Origin of the sequence: Pseudoxanthomonas beigongshangi, assembly GCF_016820515.1 — a bacterium.
Lineage (GTDB): Bacteria > Pseudomonadota > Gammaproteobacteria > Xanthomonadales > Xanthomonadaceae > Pseudoxanthomonas_A > Pseudoxanthomonas_A beigongshangi.
This window is the reverse complement of the sequence record NZ_JADHDV010000006.1, coordinates 133,121-152,075: the sequence shown is the minus strand read 5'-3', so window position 1 is coordinate 152,075 and position 18,955 is coordinate 133,121. Positions and strand designations below refer to the sequence as shown.

Annotated in this window: 18 protein-coding genes; 8 read left to right on the top strand and 10 right to left on the bottom strand. The window is 67.3% G+C overall.

Translation table 11 applies throughout. From position 1 onward, the window contains the following. Positions 1 to 13: 13 nt before the first annotated feature. The gene (locus IQ458_RS06610; RefSeq protein ID WP_203322280.1) at positions 14 to 583 is read right to left on the bottom strand and encodes a hypothetical protein; all 570 of its coding nucleotides are present in this window, start codon (positions 581 to 583) and stop codon (positions 14 to 16) included. Between the two features lie 26 nt (positions 584 to 609). Continuing rightward, the gene (locus IQ458_RS06605; RefSeq protein WP_203322310.1) at positions 610 to 1,326 is read right to left on the bottom strand and encodes an SURF1 family protein; all 717 of its coding nucleotides are present in this window, start codon (positions 1,324 to 1,326) and stop codon (positions 610 to 612) included. A gap of 77 nt (positions 1,327 to 1,403) precedes the next feature. Between IQ458_RS06605 and IQ458_RS06600 the strand changes: the two genes are divergently transcribed. Further along, positions 1,404 to 1,622: a twin transmembrane helix small protein gene (locus IQ458_RS06600; RefSeq protein WP_183640400.1), complete on the top strand. Its 219-nt coding sequence runs from the start codon at positions 1,404 to 1,406 to the stop codon at positions 1,620 to 1,622. A 152-nt stretch (positions 1,623 to 1,774) separates the two neighbouring features. Here the strand turns inward: IQ458_RS06600 and IQ458_RS06595 are convergent, their stop codons facing one another. The 6 genes from IQ458_RS06595 to IQ458_RS06575 are packed head-to-tail and all read right to left on the bottom strand — an operon-like array spanning position 1,775 to position 6,510. Beyond that, complete coding sequence (locus IQ458_RS06595; RefSeq protein WP_183640398.1) at positions 1,775 to 2,653, bottom strand: cytochrome c oxidase subunit 3; 879 nt, start codon at positions 2,651 to 2,653, stop codon at positions 1,775 to 1,777. Positions 2,654 to 2,681: 28 nt separating this feature from the next. Further along, the gene (locus tag IQ458_RS06590) at positions 2,682 to 3,257 is read right to left on the bottom strand and encodes a cytochrome c oxidase assembly protein (RefSeq protein WP_141454509.1); all 576 of its coding nucleotides are present in this window, start codon (positions 3,255 to 3,257) and stop codon (positions 2,682 to 2,684) included. After that, positions 3,254 to 3,388: a hypothetical protein gene (locus tag IQ458_RS19765; RefSeq protein WP_255431422.1), complete on the bottom strand. Its 135-nt coding sequence runs from the start codon at positions 3,386 to 3,388 to the stop codon at positions 3,254 to 3,256. The genes IQ458_RS06590 and IQ458_RS19765 overlap by 4 nt, the downstream gene beginning before the upstream one ends. Positions 3,389 to 3,412: 24 nt before the next feature. Continuing rightward, a complete protein-coding gene (ctaD, locus tag IQ458_RS06585) occupies positions 3,413 to 5,026 on the bottom strand; it encodes a cytochrome c oxidase subunit I (protein WP_203322279.1) in 1,614 nt (537 codons plus the stop codon). 31 nt (positions 5,027 to 5,057) lie between these two features. Then, a complete protein-coding gene (gene coxB / locus IQ458_RS06580) occupies positions 5,058 to 6,011 on the bottom strand; it encodes a cytochrome c oxidase subunit II (protein WP_203322278.1) in 954 nt (317 codons plus the stop codon). A gap of 19 nt (positions 6,012 to 6,030) precedes the next feature. Then, positions 6,031 to 6,510, bottom strand: coding sequence for a DUF2244 domain-containing protein (locus IQ458_RS06575; RefSeq protein WP_203322277.1), 480 nt, complete (start codon positions 6,508 to 6,510; stop codon positions 6,031 to 6,033). A gap of 223 nt (positions 6,511 to 6,733) precedes the next feature. Here IQ458_RS06575 and putA point away from each other — a divergent pair, with 223 nt between their 5' ends. From putA to IQ458_RS06560, 3 genes are all read left to right on the top strand, one after another. After that, positions 6,734 to 9,952 carry a bifunctional proline dehydrogenase/L-glutamate gamma-semialdehyde dehydrogenase PutA gene (gene putA, locus IQ458_RS06570; protein ID WP_203322276.1) on the top strand — a complete coding sequence of 1,073 codons (3,219 nt, stop codon included), beginning with the start codon at positions 6,734 to 6,736 and terminating at the stop codon, positions 9,950 to 9,952. A 132-nt stretch (positions 9,953 to 10,084) separates the two neighbouring features. Next, complete coding sequence (locus IQ458_RS06565) at positions 10,085 to 11,218, top strand: GGDEF domain-containing protein (RefSeq protein WP_203322275.1); 1,134 nt, start codon at positions 10,085 to 10,087, stop codon at positions 11,216 to 11,218. Between the two features lie 84 nt (positions 11,219 to 11,302). Further along, positions 11,303 to 12,505: a GGDEF domain-containing protein gene (locus tag IQ458_RS06560; protein WP_192198133.1), complete on the top strand. Its 1,203-nt coding sequence runs from the start codon at positions 11,303 to 11,305 to the stop codon at positions 12,503 to 12,505. Positions 12,506 to 12,604: 99 nt separating this feature from the next. Here IQ458_RS06560 and IQ458_RS06555 read toward each other — a convergent pair whose 3' ends face one another. Continuing rightward, positions 12,605 to 13,969 carry an outer membrane protein transport protein gene (locus tag IQ458_RS06555; RefSeq protein WP_183640383.1) on the bottom strand — a complete coding sequence of 455 codons (1,365 nt, stop codon included), beginning with the start codon at positions 13,967 to 13,969 and terminating at the stop codon, positions 12,605 to 12,607. 227 nt (positions 13,970 to 14,196) lie between these two features. Here IQ458_RS06555 and IQ458_RS06550 point away from each other — a divergent pair, with 227 nt between their 5' ends. From IQ458_RS06550 to IQ458_RS06535, 4 genes are all read left to right on the top strand, one after another. After that, positions 14,197 to 14,883 (top strand): rhomboid family intramembrane serine protease, encoded by a 687-nt coding sequence (locus IQ458_RS06550; protein ID WP_141454517.1) that lies wholly within the window; start codon positions 14,197 to 14,199, stop codon positions 14,881 to 14,883. 60 nt (positions 14,884 to 14,943) lie between these two features. Further along, positions 14,944 to 15,264 (top strand): DUF1820 family protein, encoded by a 321-nt coding sequence (locus IQ458_RS06545; protein WP_183640377.1) that lies wholly within the window; start codon positions 14,944 to 14,946, stop codon positions 15,262 to 15,264. 84 nt (positions 15,265 to 15,348) lie between these two features. Beyond that, the gene (locus IQ458_RS06540; protein ID WP_203322274.1) at positions 15,349 to 16,617 is read left to right on the top strand and encodes a cation:proton antiporter; all 1,269 of its coding nucleotides are present in this window, start codon (positions 15,349 to 15,351) and stop codon (positions 16,615 to 16,617) included. Positions 16,618 to 16,680: 63 nt separating this feature from the next. Then, positions 16,681 to 17,538, top strand: coding sequence for a class I SAM-dependent methyltransferase (locus IQ458_RS06535; protein ID WP_203322273.1), 858 nt, complete (start codon positions 16,681 to 16,683; stop codon positions 17,536 to 17,538). 13 nt (positions 17,539 to 17,551) lie between these two features. On the opposite strand, the gene IQ458_RS06530 is transcribed toward IQ458_RS06535, so the two are convergent. Further along, positions 17,552 to 18,874, bottom strand: coding sequence for a S41 family peptidase (locus tag IQ458_RS06530; protein WP_183640369.1), 1,323 nt, complete (start codon positions 18,872 to 18,874; stop codon positions 17,552 to 17,554). Positions 18,875 to 18,955 lie beyond the last annotated feature (81 nt).

Genomic DNA, 18,955 nt, shown 5'->3' with positions numbered 1-18,955 from the left:
CTCGGGCGCACCCTCAAATCAGTTTCAGCAGCTTCGCGACGTCCTTGTACAGGCCGCCGGCGTCGAAGCCGGGCGGATAGCGCAGGATCACGAAACCATGGGGATCGATGACATAGACGGGCACGCCCTTGGGATCCTGCAGGCGCGGCAATGCCGCCAGCAGTTCCGGCGAAGCCTGCAACTGGCGGCGTGCCTCGGTCGCCGGCGCTCCCGCCGGTAGCGGGCCGATCCAGAGAATCTCCACCTTGTCGGCGTTGTGCCCGAACAGACGCCAGACCTTGTCCAGGTCCTGCGCCAGCTTCAGGCAGTCGGCGGCGCAATCGGCTGGCGGCGCCACCACGATGCGCCAGATCCGTTCGCCCGGCTGCCAGGCGTAGGACCGGCCATCGGCCAGGCGGGGCACGATCTGGCGGGCGTCGGACGGCGGTTGCAACATTTCGCCGTTGTTCTTGTGGCCAGCAGGCTGCCAGCCGGCGAAGCGCAGGACGCCGGCACCGAACACGGTGCCGAAGAACAGGGCGAACAGCGCGACCAGCATCCAGCGTCCGCGGGCGCGGCCGGCATCGGGGGGCATCGAAGTCATCCGGCTATTTTCTCATGCACGGCGGCTCAGCGCTCCTGCTGTCGGCGGCGGCCACGACGACTCACCACCAGCGCGGTGATCAGCACCGCCAGCGCCAGCCCGAACCACTGCACCGCATAGCCGAGGTGGCGTTCGGGCGGCAGCGTGTTGGGCAGGATGTCGAGATCGCGCGCATAGCCCAGCGGCAGCGCGGGATCGGGCCGGAACACGCGCGGCGCGAGCGCCGGCAGTTCCAGGTCGCGCGCCAGTGCGGCCATGTCCAGTCCAGTGACCAACCGGTCCCCGCTGGACTGGGTCGCGCTGACTGCCTTGACCAATCCCTCGGCGGGCGGAGGCGCGAGCAGGCCGCTCAGGGTGTACGCGCCCTCGGGCAACGGAATCGCCGGCAGGCGCCGATCGCCGGGCAGAGGCAACCAGCCCAGCTCCACCAGCAGCGGCGGCGCGCCTTCGGGCTGGAACACCCGGTAGGCGCGGATGCCCGCGCGCCCCTCGCGGTTCTGGTTGTCCAGCAGCACCGCCGGCCCCGGCAGGAACCGGCCATGACCGGAGGCCCAGGCGTAGTCGCCACGCGATCCCGGCCGCGCGGCGTCGGCCAGCGGGACCGCCCGGCGCTCGCTCAGGATCTTCTGCGAGGCCGCCAGCATGGCCTCCTTCTGCTTGGCGCGTCCCAGCTGCCAGGTGCCCAGGCCGCAGAACAGCGCGATCACGGCCAGGGCCAGCGCCCAGCCGACCGCCAGCGGCATCCGCCGGCGGCTCACGCGCGATTTCCCGTCGGCTGCAATAATGTGTTCATGCCCGCTGCACGCCCTTCGAGGCACCCATGAATGATTCGTTGAAAACCCTGCTGATCATCGCGTTCCTGATCCTCATCATCTGGAACCTCGGCGCCGGGCTGTATTACCTGCTGGTGGACAAGGGCCAGAGCAAACGCACCGTCAACGCCCTGACCCGCCGCATCGGCCTGTCCGTGGCCCTCATCCTGCTGGTCATCCTCGCCATCTACATGGGCTGGATCAAGCCGCATGGGGTGGGAGCCTGATGGCGCTTTGCGCCGGGATTCGGGATTTGTGATTCGGGATTCGAAAGTGGCCTTCGAATCCTCCAGATGAAAAAAGGCGACGGGCTGACCGTCGCCTTTTCTGCATCGGGGACCGGAAACGAATCCCGAATCCCCAATCTCCAATCCCGTCCTTACAGCACGTACACGAACAGGAACAGGCCCAGCCACACCACGTCGACGAAGTGCCAGTACCAGGCCACGGCTTCGAAGCCGAAGTGGTCGTCCTTGGTGAAGTGGCCGCGCGCGCAGCGCAGCCAGATGATCGCCAGCATGATCGTTCCCAGCGTCACGTGCGCGCCGTGGAAGCCGGTCAGCATGAAGAAGGTCGAACCGTAGATGCCCGAACCCAGGGTCAGGTTCAGCTCCTTGTAGGCGTGGATGTACTCCTCCGCCTGGAAGAACAGGAACACGCAACCCAGCAGGACGGTCAGGCCCAGGAACACCAGCAACTGCTTGCGGTGGCCCGCCTTCAGCGCGTGGTGGGCGATGGTGATGGTCACGCCCGAGGTCAGCAGGATCAGGGTGTTGAGCAGCGGCAGGCCCCAGGCCGGGATGGTCTGGAACTGGCCACCGACCTGGCCCGGACCGGCGCTCGGCCAGGCCGAGGAGAAGCCATCCCACAGCAGCGCGTTGGTCATCACGCCGTCGCCCTCGCCGCCCAGCCACGGCAGCGCGAACTGGCGGGCGTAGAACAGCGCGCCGAAGAACGCGGCGAAGAACATCACTTCGGAGAAGATGAACCAGACCATGCCCATGCGGAAGGACACGTCCACCTGCTTGTTGTAGTTGCCGCTGACCGACTCCCGGATCACGTCGCCGAACCACATGAACAGGGTCGCGCAGAGCAGGAACACGCCGGCGAAGAAGGTCCACTTGCCCCAGGCGGCGTCGTTGAGCCAGCTGGCCACGCCGACCATGGTGACGAACATGGAGATGGAGCCCACGAACGGCCACTTGCTGCTGTGTGGCACGAAGTAGATGTTGGCGTCTGGCGAATGAGCTTGTGCCATGGCGTGTCTTCCGGTTCCTAAGGCTCGATCAGGGTGCCGCGTGCGGCGAATTGGACGCGTTGCCCGCGCCCAGTTGCGCGGTCATGGCATCGTTCTTGTAGAAGGTATACGACAGGGTGATGGTCTTCACGTCGGCCGGCAGGTTGGGATCGACGATGAAGCGCACCGGCATGTCGCGCACTTCACCGGCCTGCAGGGTCTGGGCGGTGAAGCAGAAGCATTCGGTCTTGGTGAAGTAGCCCGAGGCGCGCGCCGGGGCCACCGACGGCACCGCGCTGCCCACGATCGGCCGCTGGCCGTCGTTGCGCGCGAAGTACTTGGCCTCGTACAGCTCGCCCGGCACCACCTGCATGGTCAACTGCTCGGGATGGAACGCCCACGGCAGCTTGGAGTTCACGCCACCGTCGAACTGCACGGTGACGACGCGCTTGGCCTTGACCTCGGCGACCTGGGCCTGGCCCGGTCCCTTTTCCAGACGCACGCCGAACACCTTCTCGCAGGCAATCCGGTACAGCGGCACCAGCGAGAACGTCAGCACGAACACGCCCAGCGCCACGCCCACCAGCTTGAGCAGGCCCGCCGAATTGGACGCCTTGCCGCTCATGCGCTCAGCACCGCGCGCAGGATGAACAGCACGAAGATGGCGAAGGCCAGCCCGCCCACGATCCACGCCGTGCGCAGCACCGCCTTGCGGCGGCGCGCGGTTTCTTCCGGCGAGAGCATCGGAGCGTTCATGGACTCAGCCACCCGTCACCCGGCTCAGTGGGTCACGTCGCCGTGCGCCAGGTCGCCATCCTTGATGACCGGCGGGGTGCTGAAGGTGTGGTGCGGCGCCGGCGACGGCACGGTCCACTCCAGGCCACGGGCGTTTTCCCAGGCGCGCGCATCGGCCTTGGCACCGTTGCGCAGCGAGCTCCACAGGATGAAGGCCATCATGAAGGGCGTCAGGAACATGCCGAACGCGCCGATCGAGCTGACCAGGTTCCAGTCCGCAAACACCGGGTTGTAGTCCGGAATGCGGCGCGGCATGCCGGCCAGGCCCAGGAAGTGCTGCGGGAAGAACAGCAGGTTGACGAAGATCACCGTCCACCAGAAATGGAACTTGCCGGCGGTCTCGTTGTACATGCGGCCGGTCCACTTCGGCCACCAGTAATAGGTGGCGGCGATGATGGAGAACAGCGCGCCGGTCACCAGCACGTAGTGGAAGTGCGCGACCACGAAGTAGGTGTCGTGGTACTGGAAGTCCGCCGGCACGATGGCCAGCATCAGGCCGGAGAAGCCACCGATGGTGAACAGGATGACGAAGCCCACCGCCCACAGCATCGGGGTTTCGAAGCTCAGCGAACCCTTCCACATCGTGCTGACCCAGTTGAACACCTTCACGCCGGTCGGGATGGCGATCAGCATGGTGGCGAACATGAAGTAGATCTCGCCGCCCAGCGGCATGCCCACCGTGAACATGTGGTGTGCCCACACGATGAACGACAGGAACGCGATCGAGGCGGTCGCGTACACCATGGCCTGGTAGCCGAACAGCGGCTTGCGGCTGAAGGTCGGGATGATTTCCGACACTACGCCGAACGCCGGCAGGATCATGATGTAGACCTCGGGGTGGCCGAAGAACCAGAAGATGTGCTGGTACATCACCGGGTCGCCGCCGCCGGCGGCGTTGAAGAAGCTGGTGCCGAAGAACTTGTCGGTCAGCAGCATGGTGACTGCACCCGCCAGCACCGGCATCACGGCGATCAGCAGGAACGCGGTGATCAGCCAGGTCCAGCAGAAGATCGGCATCTTCAGCAGGTCGATGCCCGGGGCGCGCATGTTCAGCACGGTCGCGATGATGTTGATCGCGCCCATGATCGAGCTCACGCCCATCATGTGGATGGCGAAGATGCTGAAGGCCACGTTGGCGCCGCCCTGCAGCGACAGCGGCGGATACAGGGTCCAGCCACCGGCCGGCGCGCCACCATCAAGGAACAGGGTCATCAGCAGCAGGGTGAAGGCGAACGGCATGATCCAGAAGGACCAGTTGTTCATGCGCGGCAGCGCCATGTCCGGCGCGCCGATCTGCAGCGGAATCATCCAGTTGGCGAGGCCGACGAAGGCCGGCATCACGCCACCGAAGATCATGACCAGCGCGTGCACGGTGGTCATCTGGTTGAAGAACTCGGGCTTGACGAACTGCAGGCCCGGGGTCATCAGCTCGGCACGGATGATCACCGACATGCCCGCGCCGATGATGAACATGATGAAGCTGAAAATCAGGTAGAGCGTACCGATGTCTTTGTGGTTGGTCGAAAAGAACCAACGCTCGATGAAGCTCTGCTGGTGACCGTGGTGATCGTCGTGGTGATCGACGGCGGTGTGGGCCATGTTCGTGATCTCTTGCAGCTGAAGCGGACGATTAAGCCTGCGCCTGGGGCGCGGCCGGCTCGCTGGTGGGGGCGGCGTCGGTGGCCGGGGCCGGAACGGCCTGGCCATCGGCGGGCACGGCTTCCGCCGGCGCGGCGGGAGCAGCCGGGGCCGCCGGAGCGGGCGCCGGGGCCGGCTTCCTCTCTGCCAGCCACTTCTGGAATTCTTCCTTCGGCACCGCGCGCACGACAATCGGCATGAAGCCGTGGTCCTTGCCGCACAGCTCGGCGCACTGGCCGCGGTACACGCCCGGTTCCTTGATGTCGGTCCAGGCCTCGTTGACGATGCCCGGGATAGCGTCCTGCTTCCAGCCCAGCGCCGGCACCCACCAGGCGTGGATGACGTCGTCGGCGGTGATCACGAAGCGGATCTTGGTGTTGACCGGCAGGACGAGCTCGTTGTCCACGTCCAGCAGGTAGTGCGGGTTCTTGGCCAGGTCCGGCTTCTCGCCGCTCTGGCGGATGCGGTCGGACTCGCGGTCCAGGCGGCTGGTGAAGGACACGTCCTCGCCCAGGTATTCGTACTTCCACATCCACTGGTAACCGGTGACCTTGACGGTCATCTCGGAGTCGCGGGTGTCGTACATGGCGATCAGCTTGGCGGTCGCCGGCCAGGCCATGACCACCAGGATCAGCACCGGGATGACGGTCCAGATGATTTCCGCGGTGGTGTTGTGGCTGAACTGCGCGGCCACCGCACCCTTGGACTTGCGGAACTTGAACATCGCGTAGCCCATCGCGCCGAACACGATGATGCCGATCACGATGCACACGATCAGCGCCACCATGTGCGCGTCGTAGGCATGCTGGGACGAGGCGGTGACGCCCTTGCCCATGTTCAGCTGCCACGGCTTCGGGTCCGCCGACTGCGCCCACGCCAGCGCCGGCGCAGCCAGCAGCGCGCAGGCCGTCATCAAACGCTTCCAATACCCATTCACTTGCGTCATTGCCTAGACCCCAAATGCGTCATCGGTTGCGACCGCTCGCGGCCGCCAGTAAATCCTGCAACTTGTCCGCCAGCTGCCGGCGCTCGCCCGGACCGAGGAAATTGCCCACCTCGACCCGGCGACCACTGGAAGCCAGCGAAATCCTTTCGCCATCCGCCTCGATACGGAGCCGCACCCAATAAGGATGCGCCCGGAACACCGGTCCGGCCTCGGGGGTGCGGCTGACTTCCACGACCTCCGGACCGATGGTGATGTCCTCACCCCGCTCGCCGCTGCGCCATAGCCAACGCAACGCCGCGCCCACGAATGCGCTGTGCAGCAGGGTGAAGGCCGGTGCGAAGGCGTTGCCGGCCAGCCAGCCCAGCAGGGCCACCAGCCACATCGCCCCGGCCAGCGCGGCGAACAAGGCCACGAACTGGCGGGCCGTCAAGGCCCGGGGCGGTCGCAGCCGGAGCCGCGCGCCGTGGATACCCGGCAATGACGGAAGCACTTCGATCATGCTGCCAACCGCGCAACGAGGCCGCGGAAAACCCCTAAATGTTAGCCTCACCCCCCTGTTGCGGCAAGTTGCAATGATCTCGGTCAATCGGCCGGACCCCGCGCGCGCCGTTTCCGGCTGCCCCGGATGGCGTGAAACCCGCGCCATCCGGTTCCATCCATTCGCGAACGGTGGTCCAGCTCACTACACTATCGGGCTCCATCGCCCGCTTCCGATCACGTTCATGAGCTCCCAGCCCCAGTCCGGCACCGAGGCGGCCCCGCCGCCGGCGACCGCCGGCATCGTTTCCCCCGAACTCCCCGCCCCGCCGTCGGCCCTGCGGGCCGCCATCACCGCGGCCTGGCTGCGCGACGAAGCCGAACACGTGCGCGAACTGCTCGCCCAGGCCCGGCTGCCGGCCGACGAGCAGGCCCGCGCGCAGGCGCTGGCCGCCGATCTGGTCGCGCGGGTCCGCGCCCGCGCCCAGGATCAGGGCGCGATCGAGGCCTTCATGCGCCAGTACGACCTGGGCAGCGAGGAAGGCGTACTGCTGATGTGCGTGGCCGAGGCGCTGCTGCGCATTCCGGACCAGGAAACCGCCGACAAGCTGATCCGCGACAAGCTGGGCGACGCCGACTGGGAAAAGCACCTGGGCCAGAGCGATTCGGTGCTGGTCAACGCCTCCACCTGGGGCCTGATGCTGACCGGCCGGCTGGTCAACCTCAACGATCTGACCCGCCACGACGTGCCCGGCGCGTTCAAGCGCCTGATCGGCCGCGTCGGCGAGCCGGTCATCCGGCTGGCGGTGCGCCAGGCCATGCGCATCATGGGCCACCAGTTCGTGATGGGCCGGACCATCGAGGAAGCGCTGGGCCGTTCGCGCAAGGGCGACAACGCCAACTACCGCTATTCGTTCGACATGCTGGGCGAGGGCGCGCTGACCTCGAAGGACGCCGCGCGCTATCTGGAGGCCTATCGGAAGGCCATCCATTCAATCGGCAAGACGGGCCCCTTCCCCGACGTCTTCGCCGCTCCCAGCATCTCCATCAAGCTCTCGGCCCTGCACCCACGCTACGAGCACGCCAAGCGCGCGCGGGTGATGAAGGAACTGGCGCCGGGCATCCTGGAGCTGGCGCAGCTGGCCAAGTCGTACGGCATCGGCTTCACCATCGACGCCGAGGAAGCCGACCGGCTTGAACTGTCGCTGGATCTGATCGAGGCCACCTTCTCCGACCAGTCGCTGGACGGCTGGGAAGGCTACGGCCTGGCCGTGCAGGCGTACCAGAAGCGCACGCCCTACGTGATCGACTTCCTCGCCGATCTGGCCCGCCGGGTCGGCCGGCGCATGCCGGTGCGGCTGGTCAAGGGCGCCTACTGGGACGCCGAGGTCAAGCGCGCGCAGATCGACGGCCATCCGGGCTATCCGGTGTTCACCCGCAAGCCGAACACCGACGTGTCCTACCTGGCCAACGCGCGACGCATGTTCGAGCACGGCGACGCGCTGTATCCGATGTTCGCCACCCACAACGCACAGACCATCGCCGCGATTCGCTCGATTGCCCGGGGCCGCCCGTACGAGCACCAGAAGCTGCATGGCATGGGCGACGACCTGTACGCGGAAGTGATTCCCGCCGACCGCCTGGGCGTGCCCTGCCGCGTCTACGCGCCGGTGGGCTCGCACGAGGATCTGCTGCCGTACCTGGTCCGCCGCCTGCTGGAGAACGGCGCCAATTCTAGCTTCGTCAACCGCATCACCGACGAGAACGTGGCCATCGAGGACCTGATCCGCGACCCGGTGGAAACCGTGTCCGCGTTCGATTCCATCCCGCATCCCCGCATCCCGCTGCCGCGCGATCTCTTCCGCAACCAGGCAGCCCCCATCCCGACTTCTGACAGGAACAACTCCATGGGCGCCAACCTCGCCAACGACAACGACCTGCGCGTGCTGGCCGAGCGCGTCAATGCCGCGGTCAAGCCGTGGCGCGCGGCGCCGCTGGTGCCGGGCGCGGTGGTCGCGGGCGCGGCGCTGCCGGTGACCAACCCGGCCGATCGCCGCCAGACCGTGGGTGAATGGCAACCGGCCGACGGCGCGGCGGTGGAAAAAGCGCTGCAGAACGCCGTGGCCGCGCAGCCGGCCTGGGATCGCACCCCGGCCGCCAGCCGCGCCGCGATCCTGGAGCACGCCGCCGACCTGCTGGAACAGCGCATGCCCGAGTACATCGCGCTGTGCGTGAAGGAAGCCGGCAAGACCCTGCCCGACAGCGTCGCCGAAGTGCGCGAGGCAGTGGATTTCCTGCGCTACTACGGCGCCCAGGCGCGCGCGCAGTTCGGCGCCGCCGAACGCCTGCCCGGCCCGACCGGCGAATCCAACGAACTGCAGCTGCACGGCCGTGGCGTGTTCGTCTGCATCAGTCCGTGGAACTTCCCACTGGCGATCTTCCTGGGCCAGGTCAGTGCCGCGCTCGCCGCCGGCAACAGTGTCATCGCCAAGCCCGCCGAACAGACCAACCTGATCGGCCACGCGGCGGTGAAACTGCTGCACGAAGCCGGCATCCCGGAAAGCGTGCTGCAGTTCCTGCCCGGCGACGGCGCCACCGTCGGCGCCGCGCTCACCAAGGATCCGCGCGTGGCCGGCGTGGCTTTCACCGGTTCCACCGAGACCGCTCGCGCGATCAACCGCTCGCTGGCCGCGCGCGATGCCGCCATCGGCGTGCTGATCGCCGAGACCGGCGGCCAGAACGCGTTCATCGCCGACTCCTCGGCGCTGCCGGAACAACTGGTCAAGGACGCCATCGGTTCGGCCTTCACCTCCGCCGGCCAGCGCTGCTCGGCCGCGCGCGTGCTGTTCGTGCAGGACGACATCGCCGACAAGGTGATGACCATGCTGGCCGGCGCGATGGAGGAACTGAAGGTCGGGGATCCCGGCTTGCTGTCCACCGACGTCGGCCCGGTGATCGACGCCGACGCGCTGAAGATCCTGGAGGACCACGCCGCGCGCATGGCCACCGAGGCCCGCCTGATCAAGCAGGCCAACCTGGGCGAGGACGCCGCCCACGGCACCTTCTTCGCGCCACGTGCGTGGGAGCTGAAATCGCTGGACCAGCTGCATCGCGAGATCTTCGGACCCGCCCTGCACGTGGTGCGCTGGAAGGCCGATCAGCTCGACCAGGTGATCGACGCCATCAACGCCACCGGTTTCGGCCTGACCCTGGGCGTGCACTCGCGCATCGACGAGACGGTCGATCGCATCGCCGCGCGGGTCAAGGTCGGCAACGTCTACGTCAACCGCAACCAGATCGGCGCGGTGGTGGGCGTGCAGCCATTCGGCGGCCAGGGCCTGTCCGGCACCGGCCCCAAGGCCGGCGGTCCGCACTACCTGCCGCGCTTCGCCACCGAAAAGACCGTGACCGTCAACACCACGGCCGCCGGCGGCAATGCCTCGCTGCTGACCCTGGGCGACTGAGTTCCGGCAGAGGCCGCCAGGCCATCGTTCCCCCCACAGGGCCGCCTCGCGCGGCCCTGTTGTTTTGTGACGTAGTGCCGATAACATGCCCATGGGGATCCAGGGGCTGGCAGGCGGATGAGTTGGGCGGTTTTGCTGACGCTATTGAGCGACTGCCTGCTGGCGGTCGTGCTGTTCGTCCTGTTCTGGTACGTGGCGCGGGTGTCGCGCAACATCCAGGGCGTGTTCACCTGGGGCGCCGCGCACCTGGTCTACACGATCGGGGCGACCCTGTTCGACGCCGGCACGGCCACTTTCGCCGACGCCGGCCTGGCAACCGCAGCCGCGTTGTCCACCCACCTGGGTTCGGCCGTCCTGTGCGGCGGGATGGCGGCGCTGGGCTGGGCGGTCGTGCAGTTCGCCCGGCGGCGCGCACTGCACCGGCTGGAAATCGCGGTCGTGCCCATGGCCGTCGCGCCGCCGCTGCTGGTCTGGGGCCTGGGCGGTGGCTGGGAGGCGCAGAGCGTCGTCCTCAATTGCGTGGAATTGCTGGTCCTGTTGTGGATGATCTGGCACCTGCATGTCCTGCGCGAGGATCCCTACCGGCTGCCCGCGCGGATGATGATGCTGGGGTGTGGACTGCTGGCGGTGCTGTACGGCAGCGTGGTGCCCGGGTGGTCGCTCAGTCATTTCGGTTTCGACGAGATCTGGGTCAGCGTGGACCTGTCGATCTGGTTCATGCTCAATTTCTGCATGCTGATGCTATGCAGCTTCCGCGCCGCCGAATCGCTCAAGCTCAGCGCCATGTTCGATCCGCTGACCGGCGCGCTGAACCGGCGCGGCCTGCACGGCGAACTCAGCAGTTGGCCGGATCGCGACCAGCCCGGACTCAGCGTCATCGCCATCGATCTGGATCATTTCAAGGCGATCAATGATCGCCATGGCCACGACACCGGCGATCGGGTCCTGCAACGCTTCAGCGAAACCGTGCGCAGCGGCCTGCGCAGCGATCAACTGTTCGCGCGCATGGGGGGCGAGGAATTCGCGGTGGTCATGCCGGGAACCGATCGCGAAACCGCGCGGCACCTGTCCGAGCGCCTGCGCAACCAGATGATGCGGCTGGAGTTCAGTCCTCCCGAGGGGCGCCCGTTCCGGGTGACGATCAGCCTGGGCATCGCTTTCGGTGGAAGCGACGGAGAGCCGTTCGTGGAGCTGATGCGACGCGCGGACGATGCGTTGTACGCGGCCAAGCGCAAGGGCCGCAACCGGGTCGAGATGCAACCCTGAATGCGGCCGTGGCGCTCCGCCGCGCCGCCTTCCCGCCGATAGCCGGAATTGGCCGCGTTCTGCGTTGGTACGGGGAACAGGACGTTGCACCGCGCCAAAGGCAAGACCGGCTTGATGACCACCGATTTCTACCATCTGCTGATTAGCGACTGCGCGCTGGCGGCGGTGCTGCTGGGACTTTTCTTCTACGTGTCGCGGGTATCGCGCGGCGTGCGCGGCATCACCGCCTGGGGCGTGGCCCATTTCGTCTACTCGCTGGGCGCGGCCCTGCTCGACGGCACCTCGCAGGTGGCTTCGCGTTCCGGCGCGCAGGATCTGGCGCATGCCATCGCCGGGCTGGGTGGGCTGCTGGCCTGTGCCGGCCTGATCGGCCTGGCGTGGTCGGTGATCCAGTTCGTGCACCAGCGCGCGCTCCTTCCCGGTGAACGCGCGCTCATGCCGCTGGCCCTGGCGTTGCCGCTGGGCGGCTGGCTGCTCTACGGCCATGGGGATATCCAGGACGCACAAGGCGCGGCGATGAGCGCGGTGGAGGTGTTCGCGCTGGCGGTGGTGATCTGGCAGCTGCGCCTGTTGCGGGCCGGCCCGGACCACGTGCCCGCCCGGCTGATGATGACCGCGTGCGTGGCGCTCCTGTACCTCTATGGCCGCGATCTCGCACATGCGCTGACCGGGCGTTATGGCCCGAATCCGTCATGGGTGAACGCGGATCTGTCGATCTGGTTCATGCTCAATTTCTGCATGCTGATGCTGGCCAGCTTCCGCGCCGCGGAAGCGCTGCGCCAGAGCGCGCTGCTGGATCCGCTCACTGGCGCATTGAACCGCCGGGGCCTGGACAGCGAACTGCGTTCCAGCGCCCGCTTCGTCACCCTGGAAGGCGGGCTCGCGGTGATCGCGCTGGACCTGGATCACTTCAAGGCGGTCAACGATCACCACGGCCACGAAACCGGCGATCAGGTCCTGCAGCGGTTTTCAGACGTGGTGCGCGGATGCATCCGCAGCAACGATCTGTTCGTGCGCCTGGGTGGGGAGGAATTCATGCTGGTGCTGCGCGAGACCTCGCCGGAAGTCGCGCATCGGCTGGCCGAACGCATCCGCACGCAGGTGATGTCGCTGGAATTCCCCGCGCCCGCTTTCCGGGTCACCGTCAGCCTGGGCATCGCCCACACCCGCTATCGCCATACCGGATTCAATGACCTGGTGCGGCTGGCGGACGAGGCCCTCTACGCGGCCAAGCGCAATGGACGCAATCGCGTCGAACTGCGGATGCATCCCGCGCCTGTGCTCTAGCTCGGACAACACGCCAGCATTCAATGGCGCGATCACGGAAAAGAAAAACCCCGCCGAAGCGGGGTTTTCCGGTGTCGCGTCGGCAATGCCGGGATTCGATCAGAACTTGTAGTTGATCGAAGCCGCCAGCACATCGCCCGCCACGTCGTAGGAACCGGACAGCGTGCTGCCGGTCGCCGAGACCTGATCGACGGTCGGGTCCTTGGTGAACAGGTGGGTGTAGCCGAAGCTGTACTCCGCCTTTTCCGACGGCGCCCAGGTCAGGCCGAGCGACAGCCACTTGCGGCTGGTGTCCGGCACGCGCACGTCGCGGTGCTCGGCGGTGGTCGGGGTCTGGTCGTAGGCCACGCCGCCGCGCAGGGTCAGCGTGTCGCTCAGGCGGTAGTCCGCACCGATCGAGCTGAAGGTCGTGTCGCGGTAGTGGAACGGCAGCACGTTGTTCGGCTGGTTCGACTGGAAATCGACGGTGACCGCGTCGAACGAGGGCGCCCAGAAGGTGCGCGTCACGTCGGCCATGATGGTCAGCTTGTCGTTGACCTGGCGGGTGAAGCTCAGGGTCGCCGAGGCCGGCAGTTCGATGGTCGCGCGGCCACCGGTGTTCACGAACAGGCCGCGCGCGGCCAGCACCGCCTGGCCCTGGGTGGCCCGGGCATTGGTCGCCGTGAAGGTGGCCTTGCCGTTGGTGATCTCGTGCTTGACCTTGGAGCGGTAGCTCAGGCCGATGTGGGTCTGGTCGTTGACGCTGAACAGGCCGCCGACGGTGAAGCCCCAGTCATTGCTGCTGCCTTCGAGCTGGCTGTACAGGTCGGCGTTGCCCGGCAGGAAGCCAAGCGCGCCGCCGCCCTGCGAGAACATCACCGCGCCCAGATCGACGGCGTTGCTCAGGTCCACTTCCAGGCGCTCGACGAACACCGACGCGCCGAAGGACACGTACGGGTTCACGTCATAGGAAATCGCCAGGCCGAGGTCGGCGGTCTTCAGGTCGGTCTTGACGCCATGGTAGCGGCCGACCCAGTTGCGGTCGTATTCGGTCTTGAAGCCGAACGGCACGGTCAGCGACGCGCCCAGGTGGGCCTTTTCGCCGATCATGGTGTGGAAGTACGCGGCCGGAACCGCCGCGATGGTGCCGGCGTCGCCGCCGTTGCCGCCGGAGATCGGCATGCCGGTGCCCGCACCGGTCGGACCGGCGAGGCGTCCGCCGCCCTCGAAATCAGCCGAGAAGCTGATGGCGCTGACGTCGGCCTGGAATTGGGTTTCCTTCATGTGGCGCATCGCGGCCGGATTGGTCGCGATCACCGAGGCGTCGCCCGGGGCGCTGCCCGAACCGGCGAACGCGCGGCCGAGACCCTTGGCACTGTTTTCCTTCAGCTGGAACGCGGCGCCGTGCGCCTGACCGAAAGCCAGAACGCCGGCAATGCCGAAGGCCAGCGCGGAAATACGGGCAAAACTGTTGACGGAATGCATGGTGTCTCTCTCCGGAGGACGTGGGTTACGGTCAATGCGCCGCTGGAAGCGACCGGCGTTATGCCCGCCGGTTCGTCCGCCGGAAGCCCCTCCCGACATACGACGCCGTATGCAGTATACCCATGTCTTCTAACCGAAAGCTAACAAACTCTTGGCACGGTCCAAGGGGTTTTCCTGAACAGGGAAACGACACGGGTGACAGGCGCTGCGAGTTAAAGTGAGGCGGCATGTTCGTCTCCTTGCCCTCCCGCCGGAAGCCTTCGCTGCGCTGGGCCACGCCCGCGCTGCTGGGCCTGTTGTGGCTGGCGTTCCTGTGGGCGGCGATGCAACCGGATCGTGCGTTGCTGCTGCAGGAATGGGGCGCGTTGTCCGGCGGCCTGACCTCGTTGCCGGCCTGGCTGGCCGATCTCCAGGACGGCAGCGTGCTGCGCCTGTTCACCGCCTTGTTCCTGCACGCGGACTGGGCCCACCTGCTGGGCAATCTGGTGTTCCTGCTGATCTTCGGGATGCCGGCCGAGCGGACCATGGGGCCGTGGCGGTTCCTGATCCTGTTCCTGCTGGGCGGCGCGGTCGCCAACCTGGCCGCGGTGCTCACCATCGGTGCGCCCGACCGGGTGGTGATCGGCGCCAGCGGCGCGGTCTCGGCGGTGATCGGCGCCTACCTGGCGCTGTTCCCGACCGCCAAGCTCGGCGTGGTGCTGCCGCTCGGGCTGTTCCTGGAATTCGTCAAGGCGCCGGCCTCGCTGCTGATCGGCATCTGGGCGCTGCTGCAGGTGGTGTTCGCCTACACCGGCCCGGCCTTCGGCGCGGTGGCCTGGTCGGCGCACATCGCCGGATTCCTGTTCGGGGTGGTGTTCGCCCTGTTCGTCCGCGCCGCCATCGCCCGGCGCCTGCGCAAGCGGCAGGGCTATTGAAGCGGCGGCGGGGCGGCCTCACTTTCCCCCCATCGCATCGGTTTCCCCACTCCCCGCCCCATGGCAAAGAAGCTCTACAAGGTCACCTTCCTCAACCACAACAAGGTCTACGAGTTGTATGCGGGCCACGTGGGCGCCAGCGGCCTGTGGGGCTTCACCGAAGTGGGCGAGCTGGTCTTCGATCTGCACGACGGGCTGGTGGTGGATCCCACCGAGGAGCGCCTGCGCGACGAGTTCGGCGATACGCGCGTCCTGCACCTGCCGATGCAGAGCATCATCCGGGTCGAGGAAGTCGAGCGCAAAGGCCAGTCGGCCATCCGCGACGCCGCCACCGGCGAGAAGGTGGTCACCCCGTTCCCGCTGCCGGCCAAGCCGCGCTGACCGGCGCCGGCGGGTAACCGCCAGTACGCTCCGCCGTCCCCGCCGACCGCCTATGATGGCGCGTCGAGTCCCGGGGTTGTCTTGATGTCCACGCCGCAGTTGTCCGTCTACTTCTTCCTGCAGGCGGGCATCATCATCCTGGTCTGCCGCCTGGTCGGCCGCCTCGCGCAACGTTTCGGACAACCGCAGGTGGTCGGCGAGATGATCGCCGGCGTCACCCTGGGCCCCTCGCTGTTCGGCGCGCTGATGCCCGAGACCCAGCTGGCGCTGTTCCCCAAGCCGACCCTGGACATGCTGTATGTCGGCGGACAGGTCGGCGTGGGCATGTACATGTTCCTGGTCGGCACCGAGTTCCGCGCCGATCATTTCCGCGCGCGCTACCGCAGCGCGATGGCGGTGTCCTGGGCCGGCATCGCCGTGCCGTTCCTGCTCGCGTTCGCGCTGGCGCCCTGGCTGCAGCACGTGCCGGGGCTGTTCTCGGACAAGACCCGCTTCCTGGAAGTCGCGTTGTTCCTCGGCGCGGCGATCGCGATCACCGCGTTCCCGATGCTGGCGCGCATCATCCACGAGCGCGGACTGACCGGAACGCCGCTGGGTACCCTGGCGCTCACCGCGGGCGCGATGGACGACGCCGCGGCCTGGTGCATCCTGGCGATCGTGCTGGCCAGTTTCGGCGGCAGTTGGGCGCAGGCATGGCTGGCGATCGGCGGCGGCATCGCCTACCTGAGCTTCATGTTGCTGGCGGGCCGGCGCCTGCTGGCACCGCTGGCCGCGCGCGTGCCGGAGCAGGGACCGCTGCCGTCCTCGGTGTTGGCCTGGGTGATGGCCCTGTTCTTCCTGTGCGCATGGGCGATGGACGCCATCGGCATCCACGCGGTGTTCGGCGGCTTCATCCTCGGTGCCTGCCTGCCGCGCGGCGTGCTCACCGAACGCCTGCGCGAACTGCTGCAGCCGATGGTGGTGGTGGTCCTGCTGCCGCTGTTCTTCACCTATTCCGGCCTGAAGACCCAACTGTCGGTGTTCATGGATCCGGCGATGCTGCTGCCGGCCATCGCGATCCTGCTGGCCTCGTTCGGCGGCAAGGCGATCGCCTGCTGGGCGGCGGCGCGATTGTCGGGCGAGCCGCCGCGTGACGCGATGGCGATCGGCGCCCTGATGAACGCCCGCGGCCTGATGGAACTGATCATCATCAACATCGGCCTGCAGGCCGGCGTCATCGAACCGGGCCTGTTCTCGATCCTGGTGATCATGGCGATCCTCACCACCCTGATGGCGACACCGTTGTTCAATCGGATCATGCGCGACCGCCGCGCCGCCAGTCCGCCGATGGCCGGGGATCCCTCGCTGCCCTGACCGTGCGGTTCGCGGGGATGGATGGCCTAGAATCGCCACTCCCTTCCCGCTCCCCGATCGGCCATGCGCAAGGATCTGCACGAAGGCAATCGCCATTCCTGGAACGCCGCCACCGTGGCGCACAACAGCCACAAGCGCGATCAGGTGTCGTTCTTCCGCGCCGGCGGCAGCACGCTGTTTCCGGAAGAGATCGCGCTGCTGGGTGACATCGCCGGCAGGAGGCTCATCCACCTGCAGTGCAACGCCGGCCAGGACAGCCTGAGCCTGGCCGGACTCGGTGCGCAGGTCACGGGCGTGGACATCAGCGATGCCGCGATCGAGTTCGCCCGCCAATTGTCGGGCGACGCGGGCATCCGCGCCGGGTTCGAGCGCGCCGATGTATACGATTGGTTCGAACGGGCACGGGCGGATGGACGGCGGTTCGACATCGCCTTCAGTTCCTACGGCGCGTTGTGCTGGCTGTCGGATCTGGATGCATGGGCAGGTGGATTGGCGGAAGTGCTGGAACCTGGCGGACGCTTCGTCTGCGTCGAGTTCCATCCGGTGGCGATGATTTTCGATCCGCAATGGCAGCCGAAGTACCCCTACTTCGCCCATGGCGAACCGCTGGTCTGGGAGGATGGCGTCAGCGACTACGTGGCACTGTCCGGCGAGGCGCTGGCGCCTTCCGGCAACCAGCCCGGCGTACGGGATTTCCGCAATCCGCATCCGAGCTACGAATTCCAGTGGAGCCTGGGCGAAGTCGTGGATGCGTTGTTGCGCGCGGGGCTGCGGCTGCGCCGGTTGCAGGAGTATCCCTACGCCAACGGCTGGCGTGGATTCGACGGCATGCGCGAAGCGCAGGGCCGGCGGATGTATCCGCCGGCGACGATGCCCAGCCTGCCATTGATGTACGGCCTGGTGGCGGAACGCTCCGCCTGACGCCGCCGCCGGCTCAGCGGCGCGCCGGTGGTGCCTTCGCCGACGTGGCCGGCGCGGACGCGAGCTGCTTCTTCAACTCGGCCAGGGCGGCGGCGATCGGTTTCTCGCCGTCCAGCACTTCGCCCGCGGTATAGCCTTCCTGGCCCTCGTCATCGCCACGCAGGTGACCGGGCAGGGTGGCCTCGCTGTAGTCGATGATCCCGGGCTCGCCGTCTTTCGTTTCCGGATGCAGTTCCACGTCCGGGACGATGCCGCGCGCCTGGATCGACTTGCCGCTGGGCGTGTAGTAGCGGGCGGTGGTGAGCTTCACCGAATCGCCGTTGTCCAGCGGCAGCACGGTCTGCACCGAGCCCTTGCCGAAGGTACGGCTGCCGACCACGCGCGCGCGCTGGTTGTCGCGCAACGCGCCCGCCAGCACTTCCGAAGCGCTGGCCGAACCGGCATCCACCAGCACCACCACCGGCACGCCTTCGAGCAGATCGCCGGGCGTGGCGTCGAAGCGCGAATCGCTGACCACGATGCGCCCGCGGGTGGAAACGATGTTGCCCTTGTCCAGCAGATCGTCGGCGATCTGGACCGCCGCCAGCAGCAGGCCGCCCGGATTGCTGCGCAGATCCAGCACCAGCCCGCGCAGCTTGCCCTTCGCCTTCAGGTCGGCCACGTGCTTCTGGAAGTCCGCCGCGGTCTCGGTCTGGAACGCACTGATCCGCACGTAGCCGTAACCCGGTTCCAGCATCCGGCTGCGCACGCTGGCGATGCGGATGACGTCGCGCACCAGGCTGACGTCGAATGGCTTGGCGGTGCCTTCACGCACGAGCGTGAGGGTGACCTTGCTGCCGGGCTTGCCGCGCAGCGGTTCCATGCCATCGGTCTTCTCGATCGGCTTGCCGTCGATGGCCACGATCACGTCTCCGGCCTTGATCCCGGCCTTGGCCGCCGGCGTGTCGTCGATCGGCGAGACCACCAGCAGGGTATTGTCCGGCTGCTGCAGCAGGTCCACGCCGATGCCTTCATAGGCGCCGGAGGTCTGCTCGTCGTAGGCCTGCGCGTCTTCCTTGTCGAAATAGATGCTGTGCGGATCCAGATCCAGCAGCAGGCCACGGATGGCGGACTGCATCAGCTTGCGATCCTCGACCGGCTCGACATAGGCCTCCTTGACCGCATTGAACACGGCCACGTACCGGCGGATTTCCTCCAGCGGCACCTTCGAGGGCGCGGTCTCGGCGGCGGAGGGATCGTCGCTGGCGCCCACCTCCGGTTCCTTGGCGGTCTCTTGCGCGAACGCGGGCGCGCCGGCGAGGGCGAGCAACAGGGCCAGGGGCAGGAAAGAACGCATCGAAACTCCGTGGGAAAGCGGCGGAACCATGGACCCCGCGCGGTCCACGGAGTTCGCCCGATTATGCGCGAACCGGCGGTG

What these genes read in the sequence shown, in the direction of transcription:
- IQ458_RS06605 (WP_203322310.1), bottom strand. Translation starts at nt 1,326, where the DNA reads ATGCCGCTGGCGGTCGGCTGGGCGCTGGCCCTGGCCGTGATCGCGCTG.
- IQ458_RS06555 (WP_183640383.1), bottom strand. Translation starts at nt 13,969, where the DNA reads ATGCATTCCGTCAACAGTTTTGCCCGTATTTCCGCGCTGGCCTTCGGC.
- IQ458_RS06600 (WP_183640400.1), top strand. Translation starts at nt 1,404, where the DNA reads ATGAATGATTCGTTGAAAACCCTGCTGATCATCGCGTTCCTGATCCTC.
- IQ458_RS19765 (WP_255431422.1), bottom strand. Translation starts at nt 3,388, where the DNA reads ATGAACGCTCCGATGCTCTCGCCGGAAGAAACCGCGCGCCGCCGCAAG.
- IQ458_RS06540 (WP_203322274.1), top strand. Translation starts at nt 15,349, where the DNA reads ATGTCCACGCCGCAGTTGTCCGTCTACTTCTTCCTGCAGGCGGGCATC.
- IQ458_RS06610 (WP_203322280.1), bottom strand. Translation starts at nt 583, where the DNA reads ATGACTTCGATGCCCCCCGATGCCGGCCGCGCCCGCGGACGCTGGATG.
- IQ458_RS06550 (WP_141454517.1), top strand. Translation starts at nt 14,197, where the DNA reads ATGTTCGTCTCCTTGCCCTCCCGCCGGAAGCCTTCGCTGCGCTGGGCC.
- IQ458_RS06545 (WP_183640377.1), top strand. Translation starts at nt 14,944, where the DNA reads ATGGCAAAGAAGCTCTACAAGGTCACCTTCCTCAACCACAACAAGGTC.
- coxB (WP_203322278.1), bottom strand. Translation starts at nt 6,011, where the DNA reads ATGACGCAAGTGAATGGGTATTGGAAGCGTTTGATGACGGCCTGCGCG.
- IQ458_RS06595 (WP_183640398.1), bottom strand. Translation starts at nt 2,653, where the DNA reads ATGGCACAAGCTCATTCGCCAGACGCCAACATCTACTTCGTGCCACAC.
- putA (WP_203322276.1), top strand. Translation starts at nt 6,734, where the DNA reads ATGAGCTCCCAGCCCCAGTCCGGCACCGAGGCGGCCCCGCCGCCGGCG.
- ctaD (WP_203322279.1), bottom strand. Translation starts at nt 5,026, where the DNA reads ATGGCCCACACCGCCGTCGATCACCACGACGATCACCACGGTCACCAG.
- IQ458_RS06590 (WP_141454509.1), bottom strand. Translation starts at nt 3,257, where the DNA reads ATGAGCGGCAAGGCGTCCAATTCGGCGGGCCTGCTCAAGCTGGTGGGC.
- IQ458_RS06535 (WP_203322273.1), top strand. Translation starts at nt 16,681, where the DNA reads ATGCGCAAGGATCTGCACGAAGGCAATCGCCATTCCTGGAACGCCGCC.
- IQ458_RS06530 (WP_183640369.1), bottom strand. Translation starts at nt 18,874, where the DNA reads ATGCGTTCTTTCCTGCCCCTGGCCCTGTTGCTCGCCCTCGCCGGCGCG.
- IQ458_RS06575 (WP_203322277.1), bottom strand. Translation starts at nt 6,510, where the DNA reads ATGATCGAAGTGCTTCCGTCATTGCCGGGTATCCACGGCGCGCGGCTC.